Genomic DNA, 25,766 nt, shown 5'->3' with positions numbered 1-25,766 from the left:
AGAGAATATCAGCTAAACAATTAATCGCTATACAATCTATACAATGATTTATATAAGATTAAAGTGAACAGCTTTCAATGACTGGCTATAAAAAGAAAAAGCAGCTATTAAATAATAGCTGCCTTTTCAAAATTAAAGGGTTATACTAAACCTTAGGTTTATTTACCAGAAACAATTTTCTTAGTAACTGAACCTTGGTTCGTAGTTAACTTCACGTATAACATTTGAACTGCTGTTCTAGAAAGGTCAAACTTAACTCTTTCTGTAGAACCACTCATGTAATTTTTGTTTGTCTTAGTAGCTACTAACAAGCCTTTAGTGTCAAACATTTCAATAGTTACATTAGTGTCATACTCAAACATATACTGAATAGTTACCTCATTCTCAAATGGTACTGGATACGCTCTGAAATCCATTTTCTCATCAGCAACTGCTGCTCTTGCGATGAACACAGGGTTCACAGTAATATTAAATGAACATTCGTCAGTGTTACCAGTCGCATCTGTTGCAGAATATGTAACAGTGTAACTACCTGGCTCTAAGAAATCACCAGACATTGGTCCACTTACATAATCAACTCCAACTGCACCATCTACGTCGTCTGTAGCTGTTGGTAAGGCGTAAGTTACTACAACTCCATCAGGACTAGCTGGTGTAGTGTAAGTGATATTAACATTGAATCCATCAAATTCACCATCGTCACCACTTAAATCATCTACAACATTTAATGTCCAAACACCGTTTTGGTCTCCGGCTAATGAAGCGATAAAATCAGCAAATGTCTCTGAGTCATCATTTGGCCTGTATGTCGCATCAACTCCAGGTACCATAGCTGTAGAATTTTCAGCAGCACTGTCATCGAAACTAATGTTGTTATCAACAAAATCCGCAGAACCACCTTCATCCTGAACTAGAATAATTGTTTCAGCACCAGTTGGTGATACTAAAGTAATATCTAAGTCACTAGCCCAAGTATGCGAAATACTTAATATATCAACTGAAATATCAGTGATAGTTGCATCTGCTGGGATTCCAGAAACAATTGCTTCTGCATCTACTGGTGAACCATTTGTAATAACAAATGAATCAGTATTAGAACCTTGAACAGTTCCACCACCAGCTGGAGTACCTAACTCAGCATCAACTACAATGTCATCAGGACATGTAATCTCTGGTGCCACAGTATCAGTATTTTCGTTTACAGTGATTGTAAATGAACATTCGTCAGTATTACCAGAAGCGTCAGTAGCCGTATATGTAACCACAGTATCACCTAATGGAAAGAACTCACCAGAAGCCAAGCCACTTGTTAATTCTACTGTGACATCGCTATCACAAACATCAGAGGCTGTTGGAACATCATAGTCTACTACTGTACCATCTACAGGCTCAGTCTCATAGGTAACATTAACACTGAATCCTCTCAAGAATCCATCATCACCAGACGTAAAGTCATCTGCGATAGTCAACGTCCAATCACCGTTAGGATCTCCTAGCGTTGCTATAAAATCTGAAAAAGTAAATGATCCATCATCTGGGGTAAATGTACAAATATCATCAGATACACATACAGTTTGATTGCCTAAAAGGTTATCTCCCATATCTTCACCATTCTTAACACCAGCATCAGTAAAGGTAATAGTACCATCTACAGAAGCATCACTAGAATCACCAAAGCTTGTAGCAGGTAATCCTGGCTGATCCATTAAGGTAATCATCTCACCATTTGGTCCTTCTAAGAAGAAGGATAAATCACCTATGTAAGGATGGTTAAGATCAATACTCATAGTCACATCTGTAACTGTTGCACCAGCAGGTATATCTGTAATACTGACGGTCTCAACAGCCCCAAACTTAATACTTTGTAATGGATCTTGCGGTCCATACTCACCAGTTTTAGTTACAGCCACAACTGTTGGCCCTTGAGAAAATACATCTATATCTTCAGTACAAGCCAATACAGGATCTGCAGTATCTGTAACGCTAACTGTAAACGAGCAAGTCGTTACATTACCTGAAGCATCTGTTGCCTCATATGTAATTACCGTATCACCTACTGGGAATAACGATCCAGATTCCAGACCACCAGTTTGTTCAACCACAGGGTTGTCATCACAGTTATCTGTTGCTGTTGGCATATCAAAGTCTACTACTGCTCCACCAGCTAATGGTGTAGTGTATGTAATATTAACAGCCCAAGCTGAAATATCACCTGTATCTCCGCTTGCGTCATCATTAATTGATAATGTCCAGTCTCCGTTAGCATCACCTATAGAGCCAATAATATCAGAGAAGAATACAGTACCATCATTAGGTATATATGATCCACCTTGTACTAATCCACCATTAGTGATTAAATCTGCTGCCGTTGTGGTAGCATTATCATCAAAAGTTATACTAGTATCAACAAAATCTGAACTACCGCCAGTATCTGAAGGTAATAATAAAATCATTTCATTTCCTGAAGGAGATGTAAGAACTATTTCTAAATCTGCTGCCCAAGTATGAGATAACGTCATATCTAAAGTAATGTCAGTTAAAGTTGCATCCGCTGGGATACTACTTACCGTAGTCGTGAAATCTGTATCACCTGAATCCGTAATTGGACCAGTTGTTGAATTCTCACTACTAACAGTAAACTCTGGAGTACCAGAACCACACTCTGCAGAGATATCTGTAGGACAGTCTACAACTGGTCCTTCCATATCTGTAGCGTTGATAATGATTTGATCACAAGTATCTGTAAGACCAGCACCATCTGTTGCTGTCCAAGTTCTTGTAATGGTTACACCATCGTCACCTAATACATCTACATAAGAGAAAGTTACTTCACCACAATCTTCCGCTGTTGGGAAACCTGTTAACTCAGGATCTGTGCGTTCTAAGCCTTCAATCTCTTCTATATAAGTGATATTAACATTAAATCCATCGAATTCTCCGTCATCACCCCCTGCATCATCAACTACATTAAGCACCCAGGTACCATTTTGATCACCAGCTAATGTACCGATGAAATCAGCAAATGTTCCATCTTGTGGCATATAAACGCCATCTGCCTCAAATACAATGTCATCAAGACTTGCACCTGTATCATCAAAACTTAGGTTATTATCAGTAAAGGTATCACCAAAGCCACCTTGATCACCAATTAGTAATAAAGTTTCTACACCTGTTGGAGACACTAAAGTAATCTCTAAATCACCGGCCCATGAATGGGTAACACCAAGTAAATCTACAGTGATATCAGTTATTGTTGCATTAGCAGGAATTCCAGCTACTGTTGCTTCTGCATCTACTGGAGAACCATTTGTAATTATAAATGACTCAGTATTTGATCCAACAATAGTTTCTTCGTCAGTAAACTGAGCTTCATCTAACACACATGTTAAATCCACATCTTGTGGGCAAGAAATTACCGGAGGAGTTGTGTCATTACCTGCGTAGTTAAACTTAAGCATTGCTGCTTTGTTGTTACATAGGTCTGATACAAATACATCATAAGTTACAATCCAGCTAGCATCTGTACCTGCTGGCTTTCTAACTATACTAATGATTAAATCCTCATTAGCTGTACAGTTATCTTCAAACAATGCTCTAATTACTGCATCAGTAATTAAGTCTTGTCCTGGATCTGCATCTCTACATCCTTCTAATCCATTGATATATGAATCTGGAGGTGTACCCACTAACATTGGAGGTGTTGTATCTTCTCCTGTATATGTTACTGTTACATTATCTGCAAAGTTTCCACAAGAGTCGCTAACAGAGAATCCGTATGTTACAGACCATCCTTCGCAATTGTCTCCTGTAGTTACTGTATCTAATGGCGTAACAATTACGTCACCATCACAGTTATCTTCAAATAATGCAGTGATATCTGCTACTTTTGGCGCGTCTGGTACAGATGCTAAGCACTGTAATCCGTCTTCACCTACTGGTAATACTTCACCATCTCTTAACGTTGGTGCCGTCATATCTCTACCATTAAAGAATAACTTCACTGGTGCATCAACTTCATTACCACAGTCATCTGACACTACAATAGTGTACATAATTGACCAGTAGCATTCATCGTCTGAACCCGGAAGTACTTTTGTTGTTATATCTAAATGAATAGGTAAACTACAGTTATCTACGTATAGACTTGCTATATCAAAGCCTTCTACAATAGAACTTGTATGCTCTAATGCATCTTCAGCACAGATATCCATATTAGACTGACCCATTGGCAATACTGCGTCTGGTGCTAATGTTGGTGCTTCTATATCTTGTACAGTTATAACTTGTACCTGATCATCTGCTGCGTTACCACAAGCATCTACTAATGACCATGTTCTGTTTACTGTATAGTTACCTGCACAGTCACCTGGTACAATAGCATCTACAAATGTTGCTTCTAAATCCATAGAACAATTGTCCATTTCATTGTCTACATCACCTGTTAATACAAGATCTAAATAATCATCTGTACAATCTATTGTAAGATCTTCTGGTGCTGTAAATGTAGGAGCAATATTATCAGTTACAGTAATAACTTGTACCTGATCTGCTGCTGCATTACTACACTCATCTACTAATGACCATGTACGTGTAATTACTTGACTACCTGTACAAGGACCGTCAGCTATTACATCACTGTAAGTCGCTTGTAAGTGATCTGAACAATTGTCCATCTCATCTTCAACATCTCCAGTTTCATCTGGACTAGCGTTGTACTCACAATTTGCATCTGTAAAGATCTCTGTGTCTGCTGGCGCTGTAAATGTTGGTGCTACAGTATCTTGTACTGTAATTACCTGAGACTTCGTCGTTGATAAACCACAAGCATCTGTTGCCGTCCATGTACGTGTTAACGTATAGTTGTTTGGACAATCACCATCTTCTCTTACTTCACCATTGTAAGTAATTGTTACATCACTACAATCATCTGCAGAAACGATACATGCTATATCACCTTCGTTACCATTAGGATTTACTCCAGGCATAACTACGATAGTTTGACCTGCATTAGTCGCTCCTGGCGTTTCAGCTGTAGGACCAGACCATGTAAAGTCTCCATATGCTGAACCAGTACCAGTTAATTGTAATGATTCACCTTCTGAAGTACTACTACCTTCTGCTAAACCAATATCAGTAGACATAACACCATCTGCTGGTCCACCAACACCTGTAAAGGCTCCTTCATAACTTAAGAACTGTACTAATACATCTGAAGCATCAGCTAAGGCTATACCATCAGGTGCTCCATTTTGAATTCCAGCTGTTGGAATTACATAATAGTAAACACCACCGGCTTCAGTACCTGTACCAAGAACAGTATCAAAATAAGATGATCCGCTTGAGCTAGAACCGTTATATAAGTATAATTTGTAAGCTGAAGCATCAAAATTAGCTGCTACTTCTACAAACTCACCAGTATCGCTACCAGAGTTATCATAATGGAACTCATTGATCCAAGCCGCTGGCTCAGGTCCATTTCCGTTACCATTATCTTGATCACATACTGTTGGCACCATATCACATTCTACAGTAACATCTGCAGGAACAGTGATTGTTGGTGCAATCGTATCTTCTATAGTGAACGTCGCAGTTGTTGAGCTAGTGTTACCACAAGCATCAGTAGCTGTAAATGTTACATCTACGGAACCTGTAGCACCACAATCGTCACTTAAATTCATATAATTATTAGACCATGTTACAGGACCACAATTATCTGTAGCTACTGCTCCACCGTTATTAGATAACCATGCTTCTAATGCATCTGTGTTACCTAATCCATCACACTCTACAGTTTCTGGCGATGCTTCTACATCAATTGTAGGAGGCGTAGAATCTATAATAGTAATAGTCTGAATTAAAGTATAAGAGTTATCACAGTCATCTACTAATGTCCATGTACGCTTAATTGAACTTTCGTTAGGACAATCTCCAGGAATTACTTGATCTGAATAAGTTGCCTCTAAACCTTCTGCACTACACGCATCTGACTCATCTGTAACATCACCTGTTAATTCTAAATCGTGTGGATCTTGATCACACTCAATAGTAACATCTGCTGGTACTGAGAATAAAGGATCTGTAGTATCTTGGATTGTAAATGTCGCTTCTGTAGATGATGCATTACCACAATCATCAGTCGCTGTAAATGTTACCGTAACATCTCCAGTTGCACCACAAAGATCACTAAATGACACACATGTTGGTTCTGATGCTTCAATAACAACATTACCTAAAGAACCTGGTTCTTGACCTGCACCACCTAAACCGAATGTTGAGAATCCGTATTGGATGTTCACAGCACCTGGTTGTGTATTATTATATTCTACTGAAAATGTACCTTCGTTTAATGGCACTGAAATTTGTTCTATTAAACCAAATCCACCATCAAATAGCTTAATCCAAGCTGTACCTTGATAACCTTCTACTAACGTATTGCTAGTCACATTTCCACTGAATGTAAATGATTGACCAACTAGACTGTTGTCTGCAATGAATACATTGGTTTCAACATTAACATCGTCACCTGAACCAAAGTTAGGCTCAATAGTCAATTGGTTACCCGGACCTATAACAGGAGTTGGCCCTGAAAATCCACAGCAATAGCTATCATTTAAAAAGAATAAGTTATCGAATGATAACCATTCTGCAGTTGCATCTACCGTAAATGCATTTGCGTCTCCACCATCTGCACAATAGTTATTAGACCATACCACATCGCTACAATCATCTGAAGCAGATGCTCCTCCGTTACTTTCTAACCATGCGTTAAACTGGTTTAAATTACCAGAACCATCACATTCAACAGTTTCTGGCTCTGCAGGAATGTCTATTGTTGGAGCTGTAATATCTCTAATTGTAAATGTAGCACTAGTTGAACTAGAGTTGTTACACTCATCTGAAGTAGTAAATGTTACTGTAACAGAACCTGTTTCACCACAAAGATCACTTAGTGATACACACTCTTGTATAAATTGTCCTCCCTCACTATTATCGCAATAATTATGAGACCATGTTACTTCACCACAGTTATCTGTAGCTTCTGCACCGCCGTTACTCGCTAACCATGCTTCTAAATCTGCAACATTACCATTTCCATCACAATCTACAACCATGTCCATTGCAGCTGGTGCAATTACCGGCGCATGTGTATCCTGTACTTCTATAGTTTGTGTTTTTGTATCTGTATTTTCACAGTTATCTGTCGCTGTCCATGTACGCTTAATCGTGTACGTTTGAGGACAAGATCCCGGAATAATCTCTTCCATTACTTCTGAGATGTGAACATCTGTATCACAGTTGTCTGTCGCTGTAGGTACTCCTACATCTGGCACTGCGTCACATTCTACGGTTACATCTGCTGGTATCGTTAATACTGGATCTACTGTATCTACTACAATAATTGTCTGTGTTCCTGTAACTGAGTTACCTGCACAATCTGATGCACTCCATGATCTGAAGATGTAATAGCTATCTGCGCAATCTCCTTGCTCAAACTTCTCATCGATAAACGTTACTGTTACATTGTCGTCACAGTTATCTGTCGCTGTTGCTGCACCTTCATCTAATGGTGGTACCGCATCACACTGAACTGTTACGCTTTCTGGTACAGTTAATACTGGATCTGTTGTATCAATTACAATAATCACTTGTGTCTTCTGTACTTGATTACCTGAACAATCTGTTGCGATCCATATTCTGAATAGCTTATAAGTATCATCACAGTTGTCTCCGTCATCATCTACTAAGTTTTCACTTACAAATGTTACTGTTGGGTTTGGATCACAGTTATCTGTTGCTGTTGCTGTTCCTATTGCTGGTACAGCATCACACTCTACTGTTATATCCTCTGGCACAGTTAACATAGGATCGATATTATCTAATACCGTAATACGCTGCGCTTGTGGCGTTGCGTCGTTACCACAGTTATCTGTTAATGTCCATGTTCTTGTAATTACATACTCACCTGGGCAGTCGCCTGGCTCTGTTACATCTGTATACGCTGGTGATAGATCTGTTGAACAGTTATCTGCCACATCTGTTGCTACACCTGTAAACTCTGTTGATGCATCATAAGAACAATCTTCTTTTGTGTAAATAGTAATATCTGCCGGTCTTACGAACGTTGGTGCAGTATTATCTTTTACATAGATATATTGAACCTGGTTTGGTGCAAAGTTTTCACATGCATCTTTTAAAGTCCAAGTTCTTTCTATTATTAATTCTCCTTCACACTCACCTTCGATAATCTTATCTACTGGCTTAGCCTCTAATGGATTATTACAGTTATCTAACTCATCTGTTACTTCGCCTGTAACATCTGGAGTTGCGATATACTCACAATTTTCATCTGTGTAAACCGTAAAATCTTCTGGCGCTGTAAATGTTGGCGCTGTGTCATCGATTACTACATATGAACATGTAAATGTACCTGATATATTTCCGCAGTTGTCCTCTGCTACAAATGTTATGGTTAATTCATTGTTACATGAATCTTGAGTTGCTGTTTTATCAGTAACTCTAATTATTAACTCTGGATCTGCCGCACAGTTATCTGATACACAACCTGCTAATTGAGGAATGTCATATCCGCCTACAGTCCATCCTGTATTAACATCGATCTCATCTCCAACATTTAATGATATCATCGCATCTGCTGGGCAATCATACCCTTCTGATGTTCTAATCTCAAGTGCGTCAACCTGACACTCTAAATCAAATACTGGTACTTTGGTATCTATAACATTAACCGTTTGTGATGCTGAAATTGAACGTCCACACTCATCTTCAAATGCATATGATACTACAAATGAACCACAGTTTTCTGTGATTGCTGTGTACTCTGGCTCTGCTTCACCATATATGGAGCAAGCTCCACCTTCAACACCATTTGAATAGCCTAGGTTAGCTGGAACGTAGTTTGCTAAGTCTTCACAACTTAAATCTACTTCTGGCGCTAACTCATCAAATTCTGCTGCTGGTGCTGGTGATACTGTAATAGTCTGCATCTGCACATCCTTGTTTCCACAATCATCATAAGCGGTCCATGTTCTTGTGATAAATCCACCTTCACATGCAATACCTAAATTCTCATGGTTTACAAATACTGTGATTTCAAGATCTGTATCACAGTTATCTGTTGCCGTTGGTCCTTCGTTCTTCTTTGGAAGTGGTGGGATCTCATCGATACAGTCTACTGTAATATCTTGTGGTACTCCTGCTAATACTGGAGGAGTTGTATCTCTACCTGCATACTTAATTGTAAATGGTGGGTAAGCATTACCACAATCATCTACTACTTCATAAGTATACTCGGCCATCCATTTACAGTTATCTCCTTTTGAGAAGCCTGTTTTTGTAACATTAGTTTCAGTAATTACTGAACAGTTATCTTTAAATAATGCTGCAATATCTGCTTCGGTTGGCCCTTGTGGCTTTTCTAAAAAGCAAAAAGGAGAATTTAAATCCCCTGCAGGTATTACCATATTCTTTTTTAATTTTGGAGCTTCTATATCGCCTCCTGAATACACCACTTTTATATCTTCTTCGTACTGGTTTCCACAGTCATCTGAAATAGTATATGTGTAAGTCATCATCCAATCGCAATCTGTACTATTTGGATCTAACTCCATAGTTTTAGTCACATTGATTGGCTTTAACACCGTACAGTTATCTGTAAACTGTGCTACAATCTCTGCTTCGTCTGGTCCTTCTGGGATCGCATCTAAACAGAAATTAAGACCTTCTAGATCGGCTGGTATTGTGCCGTCTAACTGTGGTGCTGACTGATCCGCTCCTCTAAAGACTGTCTTTAAAGTAATTGGGTCATTGTCACCACACAGTATTGTGTAGGTGTAAATCACCTGCCACTCACAGTCGTTACCAGTAGTATCGTCTGTTACTGTAAAGGTTAATTCTTCGCCATCGCACTCGGTTGCGTATAGCATTTCTAAATCTTCCTGAGTAAATTGAGGCTCAGGCGCATCTGCCAGACAGCGATCTAATATCACTGACCTTGCCGATGTTTGTCCGAACGTTGATCCTACCGTAAACAACATTAGCATGATAACCAGTAAGGTCTTCATGCTTCTTGCTTGTTTGGTAATAGAATCAATGTTACAACACGATAAATTAATGATGGATTGCCAAAATTTGACAAAACCAACATGTCGGGTAAAATTGTTCATAAACATAACATTTGGTTTAATTAAAAAATATTTAACACTTAATATATTAACAACTACATTTTTGCAGCTAAAAAATATTCGTAATCACGAAAATTATCTAAGGTAAAGCCTCAAATAATAATTGGTTTATTGAATAAATATTCAGTAAACTATAAAGTGCTAATAATCAATCGCTATGCTATTAAACAATTGTAAATGTGTAAGAAAAATTATCTTGAAAGTAATCAGCTTCCGCAATAACTTATAACTCAAATATAATAGGAATGTTAATGTATCGCAAATAAAATTATCATTTTTATTAACAATTTACCCTTCATCACTTACAAGTTGTATTTAGTCGAAAAGTATTTTTTCATCGATGCAAAAATCATCGATAAACTGTACGGCAGATTTTAATAAATTGCTCATTATTAAGTCTTCAGAAACAAATTTTATCTCATTTCTAAATAATTTGAGAACAGATTCAATTTGAGGAGACGATTTTAAGGGGAATCTAAAGTGTAAAGCTTGAGATGCGTTGGTCAATTCTATCGCCAAAATATGCTTTGTATTAGTCACCAATTCTAACGCCTGAGTTGCGGCATTAGCTCCCATGCTTACATGATCTTCTTGTCCGTTGGAAGACACAATAGAATCTACACTTGCTGGTGTTGCTAATTGCTTGTTGGCACTAACAATACTGGCAGCTGTATATTGCGGAATCATAAATCCAGAATTTAACCCTGGGTTATCGACTAAAAATGATGGCAGCCCTCTATTACCAGATACCAGTTGAAATGTTCTGCGTTCAGAAATATTCCCCAACTCTGCCATTGCAATTTTTAAAAAGTCTAAAGCAAGGGCTAAAGGTTGTCCGTGAAAATTTCCTCCAGAAATAATTTTCTCTTCTTTAATAAAGATATTAGGGTTATCTGTAACGGAATTTATTTCTGTAGTAAAAACTGTCTTAACATATTCTAAGGTGTCTTTAGTTGCACCATGAACTTGAGGCACACATCTAAATGAATACGGATCTTGTACATGTTGTTTTTCCTGTGAAATAATCTCACTCCCTTCAAGAAAATTTCTAACACGTTCCGCAGTTTTAATTTGACCATTATGAGGTCTTACAAAATGAACCAAAGGATTAAACGGTTCTATTCTACCATCAAAAGCTTCTAAAGACATGGAAGCAATAAGATCTGCAAAATAAGATAACTTATAACATTCTGATAATAAATGTACTCCGTAGGCACTCATAAACTGGGTTCCGTTTAAAAGTGCTAAGCCTTCTTTAGAATGAAGTGTAATGGTCTCCCATTTAAAATGCTCTATCACCTCACTTGCCTCCACTACTTTATCTTTAAAGTATACCTCTCCTTTGCCAATTAGTGGCAGTGCCAAATGTGCTAGTGGAGCTAAATCTCCTGATGCGCCTAATGATCCTTTTGTATAAATAACTGGTAATACATTATTATTGTATAAATCTATAAGGCGTTCTACAATTAATAGCTGCACACCACTATTGCCATAACTTAAAGATTGTATTTTAAGAAGTAACATGAGCTTAATAATTGGTTTAGGCACCAAATCTCCCATACCACTTGCATGCGACATCACAAGATTTTCTTGTAGAACGGTTAAATTATGTTCTGAAATTTTAATATTACACAATGATCCAAATCCTGTATTAATACCATATATAGGATCTTTCTGTGTCATCATTTTTTGATCAAGGTAAGCTCTACAATTCTTAATTTTTATAATAGTATCTTCAGATAATTTTAGCTTTAGATCTTTATTAATGATCTCTTGAATTTTAGATAAGCCTAAGGACTCTGAACCTACACTATGGTAATTACTCATTTCAAAATATTTATATACTTCCAAAATTGAGAATATTTTTCGGTTTGGCAACACATTGTTAATAATTCATTGATTAAAAACATTTATTAAAGATTGTTTACATTTGAATATGAACAAAATACTATTTATGAAAAAACTATTAATGCTTTGCATTGCTATTTCCCTAATAGGATGCAAAAAGGAAGAACCAAAAGATTATGTAACGCTTTCTGGTAAAATTGAAAACCCACATGAAAGTAAAACACTTAAAATTCTAAAAGGCAGAGAGCTCAAAAGAGATATACCATTAAATGAAGATGGTACATTTAAAGATACGCTGAAGATTGAAGCTGGTGATTACACCATACAGCATGGCGAGCAGTATGGAGAGATCTATTTAGAGAATGATAATGAAACTACCTTGAATACTGATTATGAAGAATTTGATAAACAAATGGTCTTTGGTGGTGACGCTGCCGATATTAATAACTTCTCAATTCAGTCGTATTTAATTTCCAGTGATTATTTCACTGAAGATTTAATTGCAAATGGAACACGTGAAGATTTAAATAATGCCGTTACTAATTACCGAAACGCATATAAAGACTTAAAATCGAAATTTTCAACAGTAGACTCTGCACATATTGTCAAAATGGATAATAATATAGAAGCTACCGTTAAATCGCTAACGCAATATATGGCTTCTAAAATTGCGATGCGAGAACAATTTCCTGCAGGAAAAGCATCTCCAACTTTTACAGATTATGAAAACTATGCTGGCGGAAATATGTCTTTAGAAGATTTAAAAGGTAAGTACGTATATGTAGATGTTTGGGCAACATGGTGCGGTCCTTGTAAGAGAGAAATTCCTTCACTTAAAAAGGTTGAAAAACAATTTGAAGATAAAAATATACAAATCGTTAGTATCTCCGTAGACGAAGGTCGCGGCTATAAAGGAGATGCAGCAGCAGCTTATGAAGGCTGGAAAAAAATGATTGCTGAAAAAGACTTAGGAGGTATTCAATTATTAGCGGATGATGGCTTTAAATCTCAGTTTATTCAAGACTATAAAATCAATGCAATTCCTAGATTTATTTTAATTGATCCGGATGGTAATATTGTGAATGCTGATGCTCCACGACCTTCTAATCCTAAATTAGTAGAACTATTCAATTCTCTAGATATCTAAGACACACATTATAATTAATAAAAAAGCCTTCATAATTGAAGGCTTTTTTATTATTCTTCTTTTGGCTCTTGTTCGTTCTGTGGCTCTTCTGGTTGTTTAAAAAGGTCTATAAAGGCTTCACCAATAGTTTCAATAATATGACTGGCTATTAAACTCTGATAACCAAAATCTTCCAGTGCAATATCACCAGATTTACCGTGTAAATAAACACCAAAAATTGACGCTGCTAATGGATCATATTTTTGAGCTATTAAACCTGTAATAATTCCTGTTAAAACATCGCCGCTACCTGCGGTTGCCATACCAGGATTTCCGGTTGTATTTATATATTGTTTGTCTTGGTAAACCGTTATTGAATGTGCTCCTTTTATAACAATAATGACATTGTATTTAGAAGAAAATGCTTTTGCTTTTTTAAGTTTATCAAAATCATGAGACCATTTCCCTATTAATCGTTCTAGCTCTTTTGGATGTGGTGTTAAAACAGACTGTTCTGGCAATAGTTTTAATAGTGCCTTTTTTTGAGCCAGGATATTTAGCGCATCGGCATCAATCACCAATGGTGTCTTATTCTTCTTCAAAAATGTCTCGAATGCTAAAACAGAATCACCTGCTAAACCTAAGCCTATTCCTATACCAATAACTGTTGGTTCTATTTCAAATTGAATATCACTAATATGTTTATCATTTTTATCGGTAATCACCATGACTTCTGGTACGGCTGCTTGTAAGCTATTGTAACCACATTCTGGAATATATGCTGTCACTAAACCAGCACCTGCACTTAAGGTAGCACGCGACGTTAAATTTACAGCTCCGATTTTTCCATGACTACCTCCAATAATAAGCGCGTGGCCAAAATCACCCTTATGTGAAAACTTTTCTCTGGGTTTGTAAAGCGGAAGGACTTCGAATTTAGAAATCAATTCCACTTCAGTTTCTGTTTGCATTAAATAGTCTCGGTCTATACCAATATCTAATACTTCCCATTGTACTGTATATTTTGCAGTTTCTGGTAAGAAGAAAACTAATTTAGGTGATTGAAAACTCAGAGTATAACCAGCATGCACTACCGCATTTTCGTCTTCAACAGCCTGATCTGTATACAAACCAGAGGGTACATCTATTGATAATGTAAATGCTTTAGATGCTCTCCATTTTTGAAACAATTCTATGACCCAATCATTTGGCGGACGATTCAATCCAATACCGAAAACAGCATCAACAATAATATCTTTTTCATCAATTACAATCTCCGAAAAATCTGCACCACAACTAAGCATCTTTGGCCAATCTTTGGTTACATTTTTAATACGATCGTAATTGATCAAAAAATCCTTTGAACGCTTATCACTACAATTAACAATATAGGTTATTACATTATAACCATGAGTTAATAAATGTCGTCCCAATACTAAACCATCTCCTCCATTATTACCAATTCCGCAAAATATATGAATGGGTACCTGAGCACCTTGCATTCGCATATGCATCCAATTAAAAATTTGGGTTCCTGCACGCTCCATTAAATCTGTTGACGAAATATTTTGACGTTCGGTAGTTAATTTATCGCCCTGATAAATTTGTTCTTTTGAGAATACTTTCATTGAATTCTTTTAATGCTAATTTATTATAAAACCAATAAGCTAAGATTTCAATAATAAAACGTCAGCTTATTCAACAATTCATTAAAAAATTGTGTTTTGTTTTTTTATTACCGTAAAAATAATACATTTGAGAAGTAATGAAGAAAAAAATGAACATTTCAATTTGCCCAATTACACATACCAGAAGTATGTTTAAGTCTATGTTATTTATTTCTACTACAATTACCCTTTGGGGTATTTAACAATAGTCTTTCCGTCCATTGAATTGTCTTATATGACATTAGTTTTTTCTTTTTAATTCTTGTAACTATGAAGGTTCTTAAATTTGGTGGAACATCTGTTGGTACCGCTGAAAATATAAATAAAGTTATTGCGATTTTAGACCAACAATCTAAAGATTATGAAATTGCTGTGGTTGTTTCTGCATTAGGCGGAATTACTGATAAACTATTGGAAGCTGCAGGTTTAGCTTGCGATAAAAATAAAGCTTATATCGAAAAATATGATTCTATTTGGTCAAAGCACAATCAGGTTATTGAGGGTCTATTTAAAAATTCGGATAAGGACAAAACATTGCAGAAACAACATGACGATCTACATAATTTAATATCATCAAAGTTAAATGAACTTAGAAGTCTGCTAGATGGTATTTATCTAATCAATGAATTATCACCTAAAACCAGAGATAAACTATTAACTTTTGGTGAAACACTCTCTTCAACTATCATTTATCATACATTAGTTTCCAGAAAAATAGATGCAGTGCTTAAAAACGCTCAAGAATTAATTGTGACAGATACAAGCTTTAATAATGCAATTGTTGATTTTAAACAAACTAATACTAATCTTGAAACTTTTTTTAAAGGAAATTCTTCGCAAATCGTTTTATTACCAGGCTTTGTTTCTAAATCTGCTGAAGGTGAAATTACAACCTTAGGAAGAGGTGGTTCTGATTACACGGCAGCTATAATTGCCGCCGCTTTAAATGCAGAAGAATTAAAAATCTGGACAGATGTTAGTGGCATGTTTACTACTAATCCTAAACTCGTAAAACAAGCGTCTCCAATAAAAGAATTATCCTATCAAGAGGCTGTGGAATTATCTCATTTCGGCGCAAAAGTACTTTACCCACCCACAGTAATGCCTGTTCTGAAAAAGAGAATTCCTATAGTGATTAAGAACACTATGAAACCAGATGCCGCTGGCACTCTAATTTCTGAAAATTTAAAAGGCCATGGAGAATCACCAGTAAAAGGAATTAGTAATATTGATAATATTGCCTTACTTACTTTACAAGGTAACGGTATGGTCGGCATACCTGGCTTTAGTAAACGTTTATTTGAGACACTTGCACTTCACAAAATTAACATAATACTAATTACACAATCCTCTTCTGAGCATTCTATTTGCTTTGGAATAGCTGATAAAGATGCTGCACTTGCTAAACAATTAATAGATGTAGAATTTGAATATGAAATTTCATTACAAAAACTAGATCCTATCCTGATAGAATCAGACTTATCTATAATCGCTATTGTTGGCGATAAAATGAAAAGTCATCAAGGAATAAGTGGCAAAATGTTTAGTACTCTTGGTAAAAACAATGTAAATATTAGAGCTATAGCACAGGGCGCTTCAGAGCGGAATATTTCTACCGTTATTCATAAAGATGATGTTAAAAAAGCACTTAATAGTTTACACGAAAGGTTCTTTGAAATTAAAACCAAACAAATTAATCTATTTGTAACTGGTGTCGGTAATGTTGGTGAACGACTTATAGAACAAATAAAAAAGCAAAAGGCATACGTCAAAGAAAATTTTAAAATTAATCTTAGAGTTGTAGGACTATCAAATTCAAGAACTATGGTTGTTGTAGATGATGGCATTGGTTTAAAAGATTGGAAAACCAAACTACAAGAAGGAGAAAAAGCATCATTAGCTGGTTTTTTTATGCATGCCAAAGCCTTGAATCTTAGAAATTCAGTTTTTATAGATATCACCGCAAACGAATCTGTTGCCAATATGTATGGTGATTATTTAAAAGAAAGTATCTCTGTGATTGCTTGTAATAAAATAGCTTGTTCAGGAAATATTCAATATTACAATGAGCTCAAACAATTATCTAGAAAATACAACGCCTCATTTTTGTTTGAAACCAATGTTGGTGCAGGTTTACCCGTTATAGATACATTAAATCATCTTATTACATCTGGTGATAAAGTAAATTCAATACAAGCAGTTTTATCAGGAAGTCTCAATTTTATTTTTAATAATTTTAATTCTGATTCTACGTTTCATGATGTTGTAAAGCAAGCCCAAGAAGAAGGCTATACTGAACCAGATCCGAGAATAGATTTAAGTGGTGTTGACGTGGCGCGAAAGGTTTTGATTTTAGCTAGAGAAAGTGGCCATCAAATAGAGTTATCAGATCTAGAAAGCGATAATTTCTTAACCGATATGGCTATGAATGCCAAATCTGTAGACAATTTTTATAAAACACTAATTGAAGATGAGCCACATTATCAGCGTTTATATAAATCAGCAAATGATAAAAATTGTCAATTAAAATTTGTTGCAGAGTTTAATGATGGAAAAGCCAAAGTAGGACTCAAAGAAATTCCTCAAGGACATCCATTTTATAATTTAGAAGGTAAGGATAATATTGTTATGTTTTATACAGAGAGATATCCTGAACAACCAATGATAATTAAAGGTGCTGGCGCCGGAGCAGATGTTACTGCTTCTGGTCTGTTTGCCGATATTATAAGAATTGCCAATAACTAAAATATGAGTCAGGAAATAAAAATTTTTTCACCAGCAACTGTCGCAAACGTAGCTTGCGGATTTGATGTGCTAGGGTTTTGTCTAGATTCCATTGGTGATGAAATGGTGATAAGAAAAACTCAAAATAAAGGGATAAAGATTACTAAAATTGAAGGCTATGATTTACCCTACGAAACTGAACAAAATGTTGCAGGAGTTTCCGCATTAGCCATGTATAATGCATTAAATCCAGATTGCGGATTTGAGATTGAGATCTATAAAAAAATAAAGCCAGGAAGTGGCATTGGTAGTAGTTCTGCAAGTGCATCTGGTAGTGTTTTTGGAATGAATGAGTTATTGTGTAAACCGTTAAACAAAACCCAACTTACTGCTTTTGCTATGAAAGGTGAATTTTTAGCAAGTAAAGCAGAGCATGCCGATAATATTGCACCTGGAATTTTTGGTGGTTTTACTTTAGTCAAATCTTCAAATCCTTTAAAAGTTATAGTATTACCTACTCCAACTGATTTATATGCCACACTAATTCATCCACAAATTGAAATAAAAACATCAGAATCCAGAGCTATTTTACCTATGGACGTTCCATTGAAAAATGCCATCTTACAATGGGCAAATGTTGGTAGTTTAGTGCATGCATTACACACATCTGATTATGAGTTAATAAAAGATGCATTGCACGATTTGGTCATAGAGCCACATCGTAAACAACTTATTCCATACTTTGATACTATAAAATCAGATGTATTAAAAGCAGGAGCTTTAGGTTGTGCTATTTCTGGTTCTGGACCTTCAATATTTGCATTGAGTAAAGGGCAAGAAACGGCTTTAAAGGTAGAAAAAGCGATGGATAAGGTGTATTCTAAAACAGATATTAAATTTCAAACTTATGTCTCTAAAATTAATACTGAAGGCATAAAAATACTATCATGAACTATTATTCACTAAATAAAAAAGCGCCAAACACAACTTTTAAAGATGCTGTTGTAAGAGGCTTAGCACCTGATAAAGGTTTATATTTTCCCGAATCGATTACACCCTTAGATTCATCCTTTTTTGAAACTATAGAGAGTAAATCTGATACTGAAATTGCCTTTGAAGCTATAAAGCAATTTATTGTTCCAGAAATACCTGAGGCTGTTTTAAAAACTATAGTTAATGAAACGCTCAGTTTCAATTTTCCTGTGGTGAATATCAATGAAAATATCTCGACTCTAGAGTTATTTCATGGTCCTACTATGGCATTTAAAGATGTTGGTGCTCGATTTATGGCAAGATGCCTAGGCTATTTTAATAAAAATAACACTAATGAAGTGACGGTTTTAGTAGCAACATCTGGTGATACTGGCGGTGCTGTCGCCAATGGTTTTTTAGGTGTAAAAGGAGTGAATGTCGTAATATTATATCCTAGGGGAAAAGTTAGTGATATTCAAGAACAGCAACTCACTACTTTAGGACAAAATATCACCGCTTTAGAAGTTGATGGAGTTTTTGACGATTGCCAAAACATGGTGAAGTGTGCTTTTATGGACGAAGAGTTAACCAATAAAATGCAGTTAACCTCTGCAAACTCTATTAATATTGCACGTTGGTTACCACAACTCTTCTATTTTATGTTCGCCTATAAACAACTAAAATCGAGATATAAAAACATTGCTTTTTCTGTACCGAGTGGAAATTTCGGAAATATATGTGCAGGTATGGTAGCTCAAAAATTAGGCTTACCAATACAACATTTTATTGCAGCAAATAATGCGAATAGAACTGTTGTAGATTATATGAATACAAAAATGTACAAACCTAAACCCTCTGTACAAACTATAAGTAACGCTATGGATGTTGGTAATCCAAGTAATTTCATTAGGATACAAGAATTACACAACAAGGATTTTGATACTTTAAAAATCAATCTATCGTCTTACAGCTATTCTGATGAGGAGACAAAAACAGCATTATCAGAACTATACAAAATGTATAATTATGTGGCCGATCCTCATGGTGCTGTTGGTTATTTAGGTGCAAAAGAATATTTAGTAGAGAACGATGCACATGTCGTATTCTTAGAAACCGCTCACCCTACTAAATTTTTAGATGTTGTTGAAGACGTGATTAAAACCAATATTCCTCTTCCACCACAAATTAAGGCCGTTATGGATAAGGATAAAGTTGCCACTGCTATACGCACTTATGAGGATTTGAAGGGATTTTTATTGAAAAAAATAAACACTAATTACAACAGAAAGACTACAGATTAGACCTGTCACAACTGACGATGCAGCATTCATTTTAAAACTAATGAATACACCAAAGTGGATTCAATTCATAGGAGAGCGAAATGTGCGAACAGTTGAAGAGGCTGAGAATTACATTAAAACAAAAGCACTACCTCAATTTGAGAAAGTTGGTTACGGAAACAATGTGGTAATTAGAAAAGCGGACAATACCAAACTAGACACTTGCGGTGTTTATCATAGAGAGGGTAAAGATGAACCAGATATTGGCTTTGCATTTCTTCCAGATTTTGAAGGTAAAGGTTATGCTTTTGAAGCTGCCAGCCGAATTTTGGAATCTGCCAAGCACTCTTATGGATTAAAAGTAATAAGCGCCTATACCTTAGAAGAAAATAATGCATCAAAAAAATTACTCGAACGCTTAGGATTTGACTTAAAAGGTATAGGGAAACTGCCAACTAGTGATGAGGAATTATTGCACTATTATTGCACACTAGATCATATAGAATAGACAAAATACTACTCCTCTTCTACAATACAACCCAAAAATGCGACTTACATATAGTTTTTAAATAATTAACCAATAGAATCATTACATTAGAGAGCTTTTAGGCTATTTTTATTATGAAATTTATATATGCTATAGCGTACTTGTTATTTATGCTTTTTGAGGTTTCTGCACAGCAACTTGTCTTAGAGACTGATTTAGATGCAATGGTGAATGAAACTTCAGGATTAATTTACCTCAACAATACATTAATTACTCATAATGATTCTGCTACGACCAACCAGTTGTTTGATATAGACACTTCGACGGGAGCCGTTACAAGGACAGTAACCATTACTAATGCAGCAAATGTTGATTGGGAAGATATTACCTACGACGATAGTTATATCTATATTGGAGATTTTGGTAACAACCAAGGTAATAGAACAGATTTGAAAGTATACAGGGTTTTAATTTCAGATTATTTTTCGAATACATCGGTAACTGCTGATGTTATTAACTATAATTACAGTGATCAATCCGATTTCACACCAAATCCATTATCAACAAATTTTGATGCAGAAGCTCTTATACATTTCAATAACAAGCTATTTGTTTTTTCAAAAAACTGGTTGGATGGTAATACTAATATTTACGAATTATCAAAAACACCTGGAACCTATAGTATTTCAATGATAGATAGTATTGAAGCTCAAGGTCTAGTTTCAGGTGCGACTCTCAACACTGCTAACAACACCATTTTACTATGTGGCTACGATGTAAATGGTCCTTTTTTACTTGAATTAACCGGATTTAGTGCTGGCCTATTTTCAAACGGAAGCATTCAAAAAACGTCTGTAAATACACCAGCAAATTACTCTTCACAAATTGAAGGTATTGCACCGATAAACGCTGCAGAATACTATATTTCTGCTGAAAAAAATGAATCTGATTTACATGGATTATTTAGTGTAAATTTATCGACATTAAGTAATAAAACTTACAGTGAAAAAGAGGTGTCATTTCACCCAAATCCTGCTAAAAATTCAATAAGAATTAGTCATGATAATTGTAATGTAAATATCTATTCAATTCTTGGTAAACTTGTTAAATCATCTTCAAAAAAACAGATTGATATTTCAGATTTGAATTCTGGAGTTTATCTTGTGAAAATTCAAAATAAAACTAATAGTAGTATTACTATTAAAAGACTTGTTGTTCAATAAGTTATAGCTAACCTAATATTCTAACTAACAACTCTTTAAGAAGGTCTCCTTGAGGTACTGCATTAGATCCAACACCCTTGCTTTTTACATCAAATTCTCGTAATAATCCAATGATAGCACTTACGCGTTTCATCGGATAATTTCTTGCAGCTGTAAGATATTCATTTACAAAATAAGGGTTGACACGTAATGCAGATGCAACGCTTCTAGGTGACTTATCTACCATACCATGAAGGTGTAATAATTGATTAAAGAAACTAAACAATAAAGACACTGTAACCACCATTGGATTATCTTTAGGGTTATCAGCAAAATACTTAGCTATTTTATGTGCTTTTATGGCATTTCGTTCACCAACTGCTTTTCGTAATTCAAAATTATTATAATCCTTACTAATACCTATATTTTCTTCTATATGCTCTGGTGTAATTTGAGTGCCTTTCGGTAAAACAATTTTAAGTTTACTAAGTTCATTATTCACCTTACTCAAATCTGTACCCAAAAACTCAACAAGCATCTGTGCTGCTTTAGGTGAAATATCATAACCTTGCCCTTTCAAAACGCGTCTAATCCAATCCGGAACCTGATTTTCGTATAGTTTTTTACTTTCAAAGACAGCACCTACTTTATTGATAGCTTTATAGAGAGCTTTACGTTTGTCAATTTTTTTATACTTGTAGTTAATGACTAATACCGTTGTAGGCTGAGGATTCTCAGCATATTTGGCAAGTTTTTCAATCGTTCTACTTAAATCCTGAGCTTCCTTTACAATAACCACCTGACGCTCTGCCATCATAGGAAATCGTTTGGCATTACTCACTATATCATCAATTGAAATATCACGACCATAAAGTACCATTTGGTTAAAGCCTTTTTCTGATTCATCCAAAATATTATCTTCAATGAAGTCTGAGATCTTATCAATGTAATAAGATTCCTCCCCCATTAAAAAATAAATAGGTTTTATATCTCCTTGCTTTATTGCTGTAACCAGTTTTTTAACGTCGTCCAATGTCTTAAAGTGTTTGTCAGTTTACGCTAAAATTTTCTCAGAAAACTGCGCGAAGTGACATTATAATTTTAATTTTGTGTAGTGCAAGAACTCAACTTTCCAAAATTTGAATACCGATTCAAAAGTACAGAAAATAAAGTTTCTATTTTTGATGTCATTCGGAAAAAATTCATCATTCTTCAACCCGAAGAATGGGTGCGACAACACTGTGTGCATTATTTAATAAATGGGAAAAATTATCCTAAATCACTTATTAATGTTGAAAAGGAGCTCCGCATCAACGATTTAAAAAAACGTTATGATATTGTTGTTTTTAATCCTGATGGTAGTATTCATCTTATTGTAGAATGTAAATCTCATACTATTGCGATTAACCAAGATACTTTTGATCAGATAGCACGTTATAACATGGTATTAGATGCATCTTATCTTATGGTTACTAATGGTTTAAATCATTATTATTGTCAGATGGATAACGTCGAAGAACAGTATTCGTTTTTAAAAGATATTCCTAATTACACTAATCAATAATGTACGAAACAGAAGATATAGCAGTAGTTATTTTAAACTGGAATGGTCAGGATTTACTTGAAATATTTTTACCATCAGTTCTAAAATACTCCGGTGATGCTAAAATCTATGTTGCTGATAATGCGTCTACAGATAAGTCTGTGGACTTTGTAAGATCATATTTTCCTTCAGTCCATGTCATTCAAAATTCTGAAAACGGTGGTTATGCAAAAGGGTATAACGACGCACTTCAAAAAGTTACTGAACCACTACTCTGCTTACTAAATAGTGATATTGAAGTCACCAATAATTGGCTTAATCCTATCATAGACGTGTTTAACGCAGATGAAAACACGGCCATAATACAGCCTAAAATTCTAGATTATAAACAAAAAACTCATTTTGAATATGCTGGTGCTGCTGGTGGATTTATAGACAAATATGGTTACCCATATTGTCGTGGTCGTATATTCAACGCCATTGAAGAAGATAACAGTCAGTATAACGACATTAAAGACATATTTTGGGCTTCTGGTGCATGTTTATTTATTAGAAATTCTGTTTTCAAAAAATTGAAAGGATTCGATGTTTCTTATTTTGCACATATGGAGGAAATTGATCTTTGCTGGCGTGCTTTCAATTCTAATTATACGACTAAGTATGTAGGTACTTCAACGGTTTATCATATTGGTGGTGCCACGTTAAAAAATTCAAGCCCTAAGAAAACCTATTTAAATTTTAGAAACAGTCTTTTTACTTTAGTTAAAAACACAGATTCTAATCTATTCATTAGAACGATTATTAGAATGCTGCTTGATGGTATTGCTGGTATACGATTTGTGCTTCAGTTTAAGCCACAGCATTTTGTTGCTATCCTGAAAGCTCATGGCTCATTATACTTAAATTTAGGCCGACTTATAAAAGAACGAAAACTGCTTCCAAATCGCTCAAATTATTATAATACCAACTCAATAGTGTGGTCTTATTTTATAAAAAAAAGAAGAAAATTCTAATTGTTCATAAATCTGTTAAAGTTTTTGTTAATCGATGGTCGGTCAATTCTTCTTTTGTATAATTTTGAATTGTTATAATTAACAATTTAAACGAATTCAATTTATGAAAAAACTAATGTCATTAAGTGTTTGTGCAATGTTGTTGTTAGCGTCATGCGTATCGAAGAAGGACTACCTGGCACTTGAAGCACAACAAAAAGAAACTCAAGATTTATTGAACTCCGCAACTGTAAAACTAAATAAGTGTTTATCTGATGCAGCGGCTGCAAATGCAAGAGTAGAAACTATGAAAGATCAGTTGTCTGATTTACGTAAAGCAAATCAAGATTTAATTGATACTAAAGGAAACTTAACTACTTTAACGCAAAAAGGAGCTGAAAATCTTGAAAAATCTTTGGAAAGTTTAAAAGAAAAAGATTTAAGAATATCTCGATTACAGGATGCGCTTACAAAAAAGGATAGTGTAACTCTAGCCATAGTAACAAGTCTTAAAAAAGAGGTGGGTATTAACGATCCGGATATTCAGATTAATGTTGAAAAAGGTGTGGTATTTATATCTATTGCTGATAAATTATTATTTAAGAGTGGTAGTTATAACGTAACGGATAGAGCTAAGGAAGTTTTAGCTAAAGTCGCTAAAGTAATCAACAGTAAACCAACTTTTGAAGCTATGGTAGAATCTCATACAGATAATGTTTCTTATAGCAAGCCACCATTATTAGACAACTGGGATTTAAGTGTAAAACGTGCCACTTCTGTAGTACGTGTATTAGAAGAATTAGAGGTAAATCCTCAGCAACTCATCGCAGCAGGACGTAGTTATCATGTGCCTTTAGTAGCTAATGATACAGCAGAAAACAGAGCTAAAAACAGAAGAACTCGAATTATTGTATTACCAAAAATTGACGAGTTTTATGAAATGATTGAAGAAGAAATGAAAAATTTATCTGCAGGAAACTAAAGCAAGAAATATATAATAAGAAAACCCAATGCATCACTGTATTGGGTTTTTGTTTGCTATTAATCTTTGATAACAGAAATGATCTCTGGTAATAATGCCATAGCTGTTAATACTAAGGCATTACTTTTCTTTTTGACTTTTTTCCCAGAGTCTTTATTTTTAACTTCCGAAATTTCTTGTGTTCTATTTGGAATACGAATCATAACTACAGAATTCTCAGCGTCGTCATTAAAATTCTCTTTGGCGAAATTGTAAGCCAATTCTATACCATCCTCCTCAAATATTTTCACACTAGATTTAGGATGTTCAATAGTGTATAAAAGCTTTTTAAGATCATTAGCTTCTGCGTGATTGAGTGCAATTCCATTAAAATTAGAATACATTGCAATACTTATTCGATCTTCTTCTGTAACGCGTTTAGATAAGAGTTTAAATGCCTGCTTTAGTATAACACTATCTTCTACATTAAAAGTGTCTGCATACGTTTCTATCAGAAATGTTATATTTTTGGTGTTTGTAGAGTCTGTCTCAATACTATAATTCTCAATAATAAATGATATAAAATTATCAAGTTTTACAGATTCTGTTTCAATATTTTTTTCCTGGCTGTGACTTGCAACTGAAAAGACGAGTGCAAGTGTAAAAGTGATTAGCGTTTTCATTGGTTTGGCGTTTAAAGTTTCAATAAAACTATATGCCATATCAATAACAAAAAACCAATAATGAGTAAACTAAGTATTT

Annotated in this window: 14 protein-coding genes; 9 read left to right on the top strand and 5 right to left on the bottom strand. The window is 35.1% G+C overall.

Annotated elements, in window-relative coordinates; genetic code table 11:
- Positions 1-158: 158 nt before the first annotated feature.
- On the bottom strand, positions 159-10,082 hold the full coding sequence (locus tag ACTG3Y_RS05320; protein ID WP_439151887.1) for an HYR-like domain-containing protein: 9,924 nt from the start codon (positions 10,080-10,082) through the stop codon (positions 159-161).
- Between the two features lie 435 nt (positions 10,083-10,517).
- Positions 10,518-12,029: a histidine ammonia-lyase gene (gene hutH, locus ACTG3Y_RS05315; protein ID WP_439151886.1), complete on the bottom strand. Its 1,512-nt coding sequence runs from the start codon at positions 12,027-12,029 to the stop codon at positions 10,518-10,520.
- 127 nt (positions 12,030-12,156) lie between these two features.
- Here hutH and ACTG3Y_RS05310 point away from each other — a divergent pair, with 127 nt between their 5' ends.
- Positions 12,157-13,197 carry a TlpA family protein disulfide reductase gene (locus ACTG3Y_RS05310; RefSeq protein ID WP_439151885.1) on the top strand — a complete coding sequence of 347 codons (1,041 nt, stop codon included), beginning with the start codon at positions 12,157-12,159 and terminating at the stop codon, positions 13,195-13,197.
- Between the two features lie 50 nt (positions 13,198-13,247).
- Here ACTG3Y_RS05310 and ACTG3Y_RS05305 read toward each other — a convergent pair whose 3' ends face one another.
- Positions 13,248-14,804 carry an NAD(P)H-hydrate dehydratase gene (locus ACTG3Y_RS05305; RefSeq protein WP_439151884.1) on the bottom strand — a complete coding sequence of 519 codons (1,557 nt, stop codon included), beginning with the start codon at positions 14,802-14,804 and terminating at the stop codon, positions 13,248-13,250.
- Between the two features lie 309 nt (positions 14,805-15,113).
- On the opposite strand from ACTG3Y_RS05305, the gene thrA reads away from it, so the two are divergent.
- From thrA to ACTG3Y_RS05280, 5 genes are all read left to right on the top strand, one after another.
- Positions 15,114-17,588, top strand: coding sequence for a bifunctional aspartate kinase/homoserine dehydrogenase I (gene thrA / locus ACTG3Y_RS05300; protein WP_439151883.1), 2,475 nt, complete (start codon positions 15,114-15,116; stop codon positions 17,586-17,588).
- Positions 17,589-17,591: 3 nt separating this feature from the next.
- Positions 17,592-18,518, top strand: coding sequence for a homoserine kinase (locus ACTG3Y_RS05295; protein ID WP_439151882.1), 927 nt, complete (start codon positions 17,592-17,594; stop codon positions 18,516-18,518).
- Positions 18,515-19,840 (top strand): threonine synthase, encoded by a 1,326-nt coding sequence (thrC, locus tag ACTG3Y_RS05290; protein WP_439151881.1) that lies wholly within the window; start codon positions 18,515-18,517, stop codon positions 19,838-19,840. The genes ACTG3Y_RS05295 and thrC overlap by 4 nt, the downstream gene beginning before the upstream one ends.
- A 40-nt stretch (positions 19,841-19,880) precedes the next feature.
- Positions 19,881-20,327 carry a GNAT family N-acetyltransferase gene (locus ACTG3Y_RS05285; RefSeq protein ID WP_439151880.1) on the top strand — a complete coding sequence of 149 codons (447 nt, stop codon included), beginning with the start codon at positions 19,881-19,883 and terminating at the stop codon, positions 20,325-20,327.
- 113 nt (positions 20,328-20,440) lie between these two features.
- Positions 20,441-21,529: a T9SS type A sorting domain-containing protein gene (locus tag ACTG3Y_RS05280; protein ID WP_439151879.1), complete on the top strand. Its 1,089-nt coding sequence runs from the start codon at positions 20,441-20,443 to the stop codon at positions 21,527-21,529.
- A 7-nt stretch (positions 21,530-21,536) separates the two neighbouring features.
- Here ACTG3Y_RS05280 and holA read toward each other — a convergent pair whose 3' ends face one another.
- A complete protein-coding gene (holA, locus tag ACTG3Y_RS05275) occupies positions 21,537-22,541 on the bottom strand; it encodes a DNA polymerase III subunit delta (protein ID WP_439151878.1) in 1,005 nt (334 codons plus the stop codon).
- An 81-nt stretch (positions 22,542-22,622) separates the two neighbouring features.
- Here holA and ACTG3Y_RS05270 point away from each other — a divergent pair, with 81 nt between their 5' ends.
- The 3 genes from ACTG3Y_RS05270 (at position 22,623) to ACTG3Y_RS05260 (ending at position 25,025) form a co-directional block, all read left to right on the top strand.
- A complete protein-coding gene (locus ACTG3Y_RS05270) occupies positions 22,623-23,072 on the top strand; it encodes a type I restriction enzyme HsdR N-terminal domain-containing protein (RefSeq protein ID WP_439151877.1) in 450 nt (149 codons plus the stop codon).
- Complete coding sequence (locus ACTG3Y_RS05265; RefSeq protein ID WP_439151876.1) at positions 23,072-24,064, top strand: glycosyltransferase family 2 protein; 993 nt, start codon at positions 23,072-23,074, stop codon at positions 24,062-24,064. The genes ACTG3Y_RS05270 and ACTG3Y_RS05265 overlap by 1 nt, the downstream gene beginning before the upstream one ends.
- Positions 24,065-24,167: 103 nt before the next feature.
- Entirely contained in the window at positions 24,168-25,025 is an 858-nt protein-coding gene (locus ACTG3Y_RS05260) for an OmpA family protein (protein WP_439151875.1), read from the top strand.
- 59 nt (positions 25,026-25,084) lie between these two features.
- Here ACTG3Y_RS05260 and ACTG3Y_RS05255 read toward each other — a convergent pair whose 3' ends face one another.
- Positions 25,085-25,687, bottom strand: a complete 603-nt coding sequence (locus ACTG3Y_RS05255) for a hypothetical protein (RefSeq protein ID WP_439151874.1) — start codon at positions 25,685-25,687, stop codon at positions 25,085-25,087.
- Positions 25,688-25,766: the final 79 nt, after the last annotated feature.

The sequence above is a fragment of the Winogradskyella sp. genome, from assembly GCF_965656915.1.
In the GTDB taxonomy this organism is placed as follows: Bacteria; Bacteroidota; Bacteroidia; order Flavobacteriales; family Flavobacteriaceae; genus Winogradskyella.
This window is presented reverse-complemented; position numbering and strand designations above follow the sequence as displayed.

Excerpts from the sequence above, each read along its gene's own strand:
- ACTG3Y_RS05310 (WP_439151885.1), top strand. The coding sequence starts at position 12,157 with ATGAAAAAACTATTAATGCTTTGCATTGCTATTTCCCTAATAGGATGC.
- thrC (WP_439151881.1), top strand. The coding sequence starts at position 18,515 with ATGAACTATTATTCACTAAATAAAAAAGCGCCAAACACAACTTTTAAA.
- ACTG3Y_RS05260 (WP_439151875.1), top strand. The coding sequence starts at position 24,168 with ATGAAAAAACTAATGTCATTAAGTGTTTGTGCAATGTTGTTGTTAGCG.
- ACTG3Y_RS05295 (WP_439151882.1), top strand. The coding sequence starts at position 17,592 with ATGAGTCAGGAAATAAAAATTTTTTCACCAGCAACTGTCGCAAACGTA.
- ACTG3Y_RS05255 (WP_439151874.1), bottom strand. The coding sequence starts at position 25,687 with ATGAAAACGCTAATCACTTTTACACTTGCACTCGTCTTTTCAGTTGCA.
- ACTG3Y_RS05305 (WP_439151884.1), bottom strand. The coding sequence starts at position 14,804 with ATGAAAGTATTCTCAAAAGAACAAATTTATCAGGGCGATAAATTAACT.
- ACTG3Y_RS05285 (WP_439151880.1), top strand. The coding sequence starts at position 19,881 with ATGAATACACCAAAGTGGATTCAATTCATAGGAGAGCGAAATGTGCGA.
- ACTG3Y_RS05280 (WP_439151879.1), top strand. The coding sequence starts at position 20,441 with ATGAAATTTATATATGCTATAGCGTACTTGTTATTTATGCTTTTTGAG.
- hutH (WP_439151886.1), bottom strand. The coding sequence starts at position 12,029 with ATGAGTAATTACCATAGTGTAGGTTCAGAGTCCTTAGGCTTATCTAAA.
- ACTG3Y_RS05320 (WP_439151887.1), bottom strand. The coding sequence starts at position 10,082 with ATGAAGACCTTACTGGTTATCATGCTAATGTTGTTTACGGTAGGATCA.
- ACTG3Y_RS05265 (WP_439151876.1), top strand. The coding sequence starts at position 23,072 with ATGTACGAAACAGAAGATATAGCAGTAGTTATTTTAAACTGGAATGGT.
- thrA (WP_439151883.1), top strand. The coding sequence starts at position 15,114 with ATGAAGGTTCTTAAATTTGGTGGAACATCTGTTGGTACCGCTGAAAAT.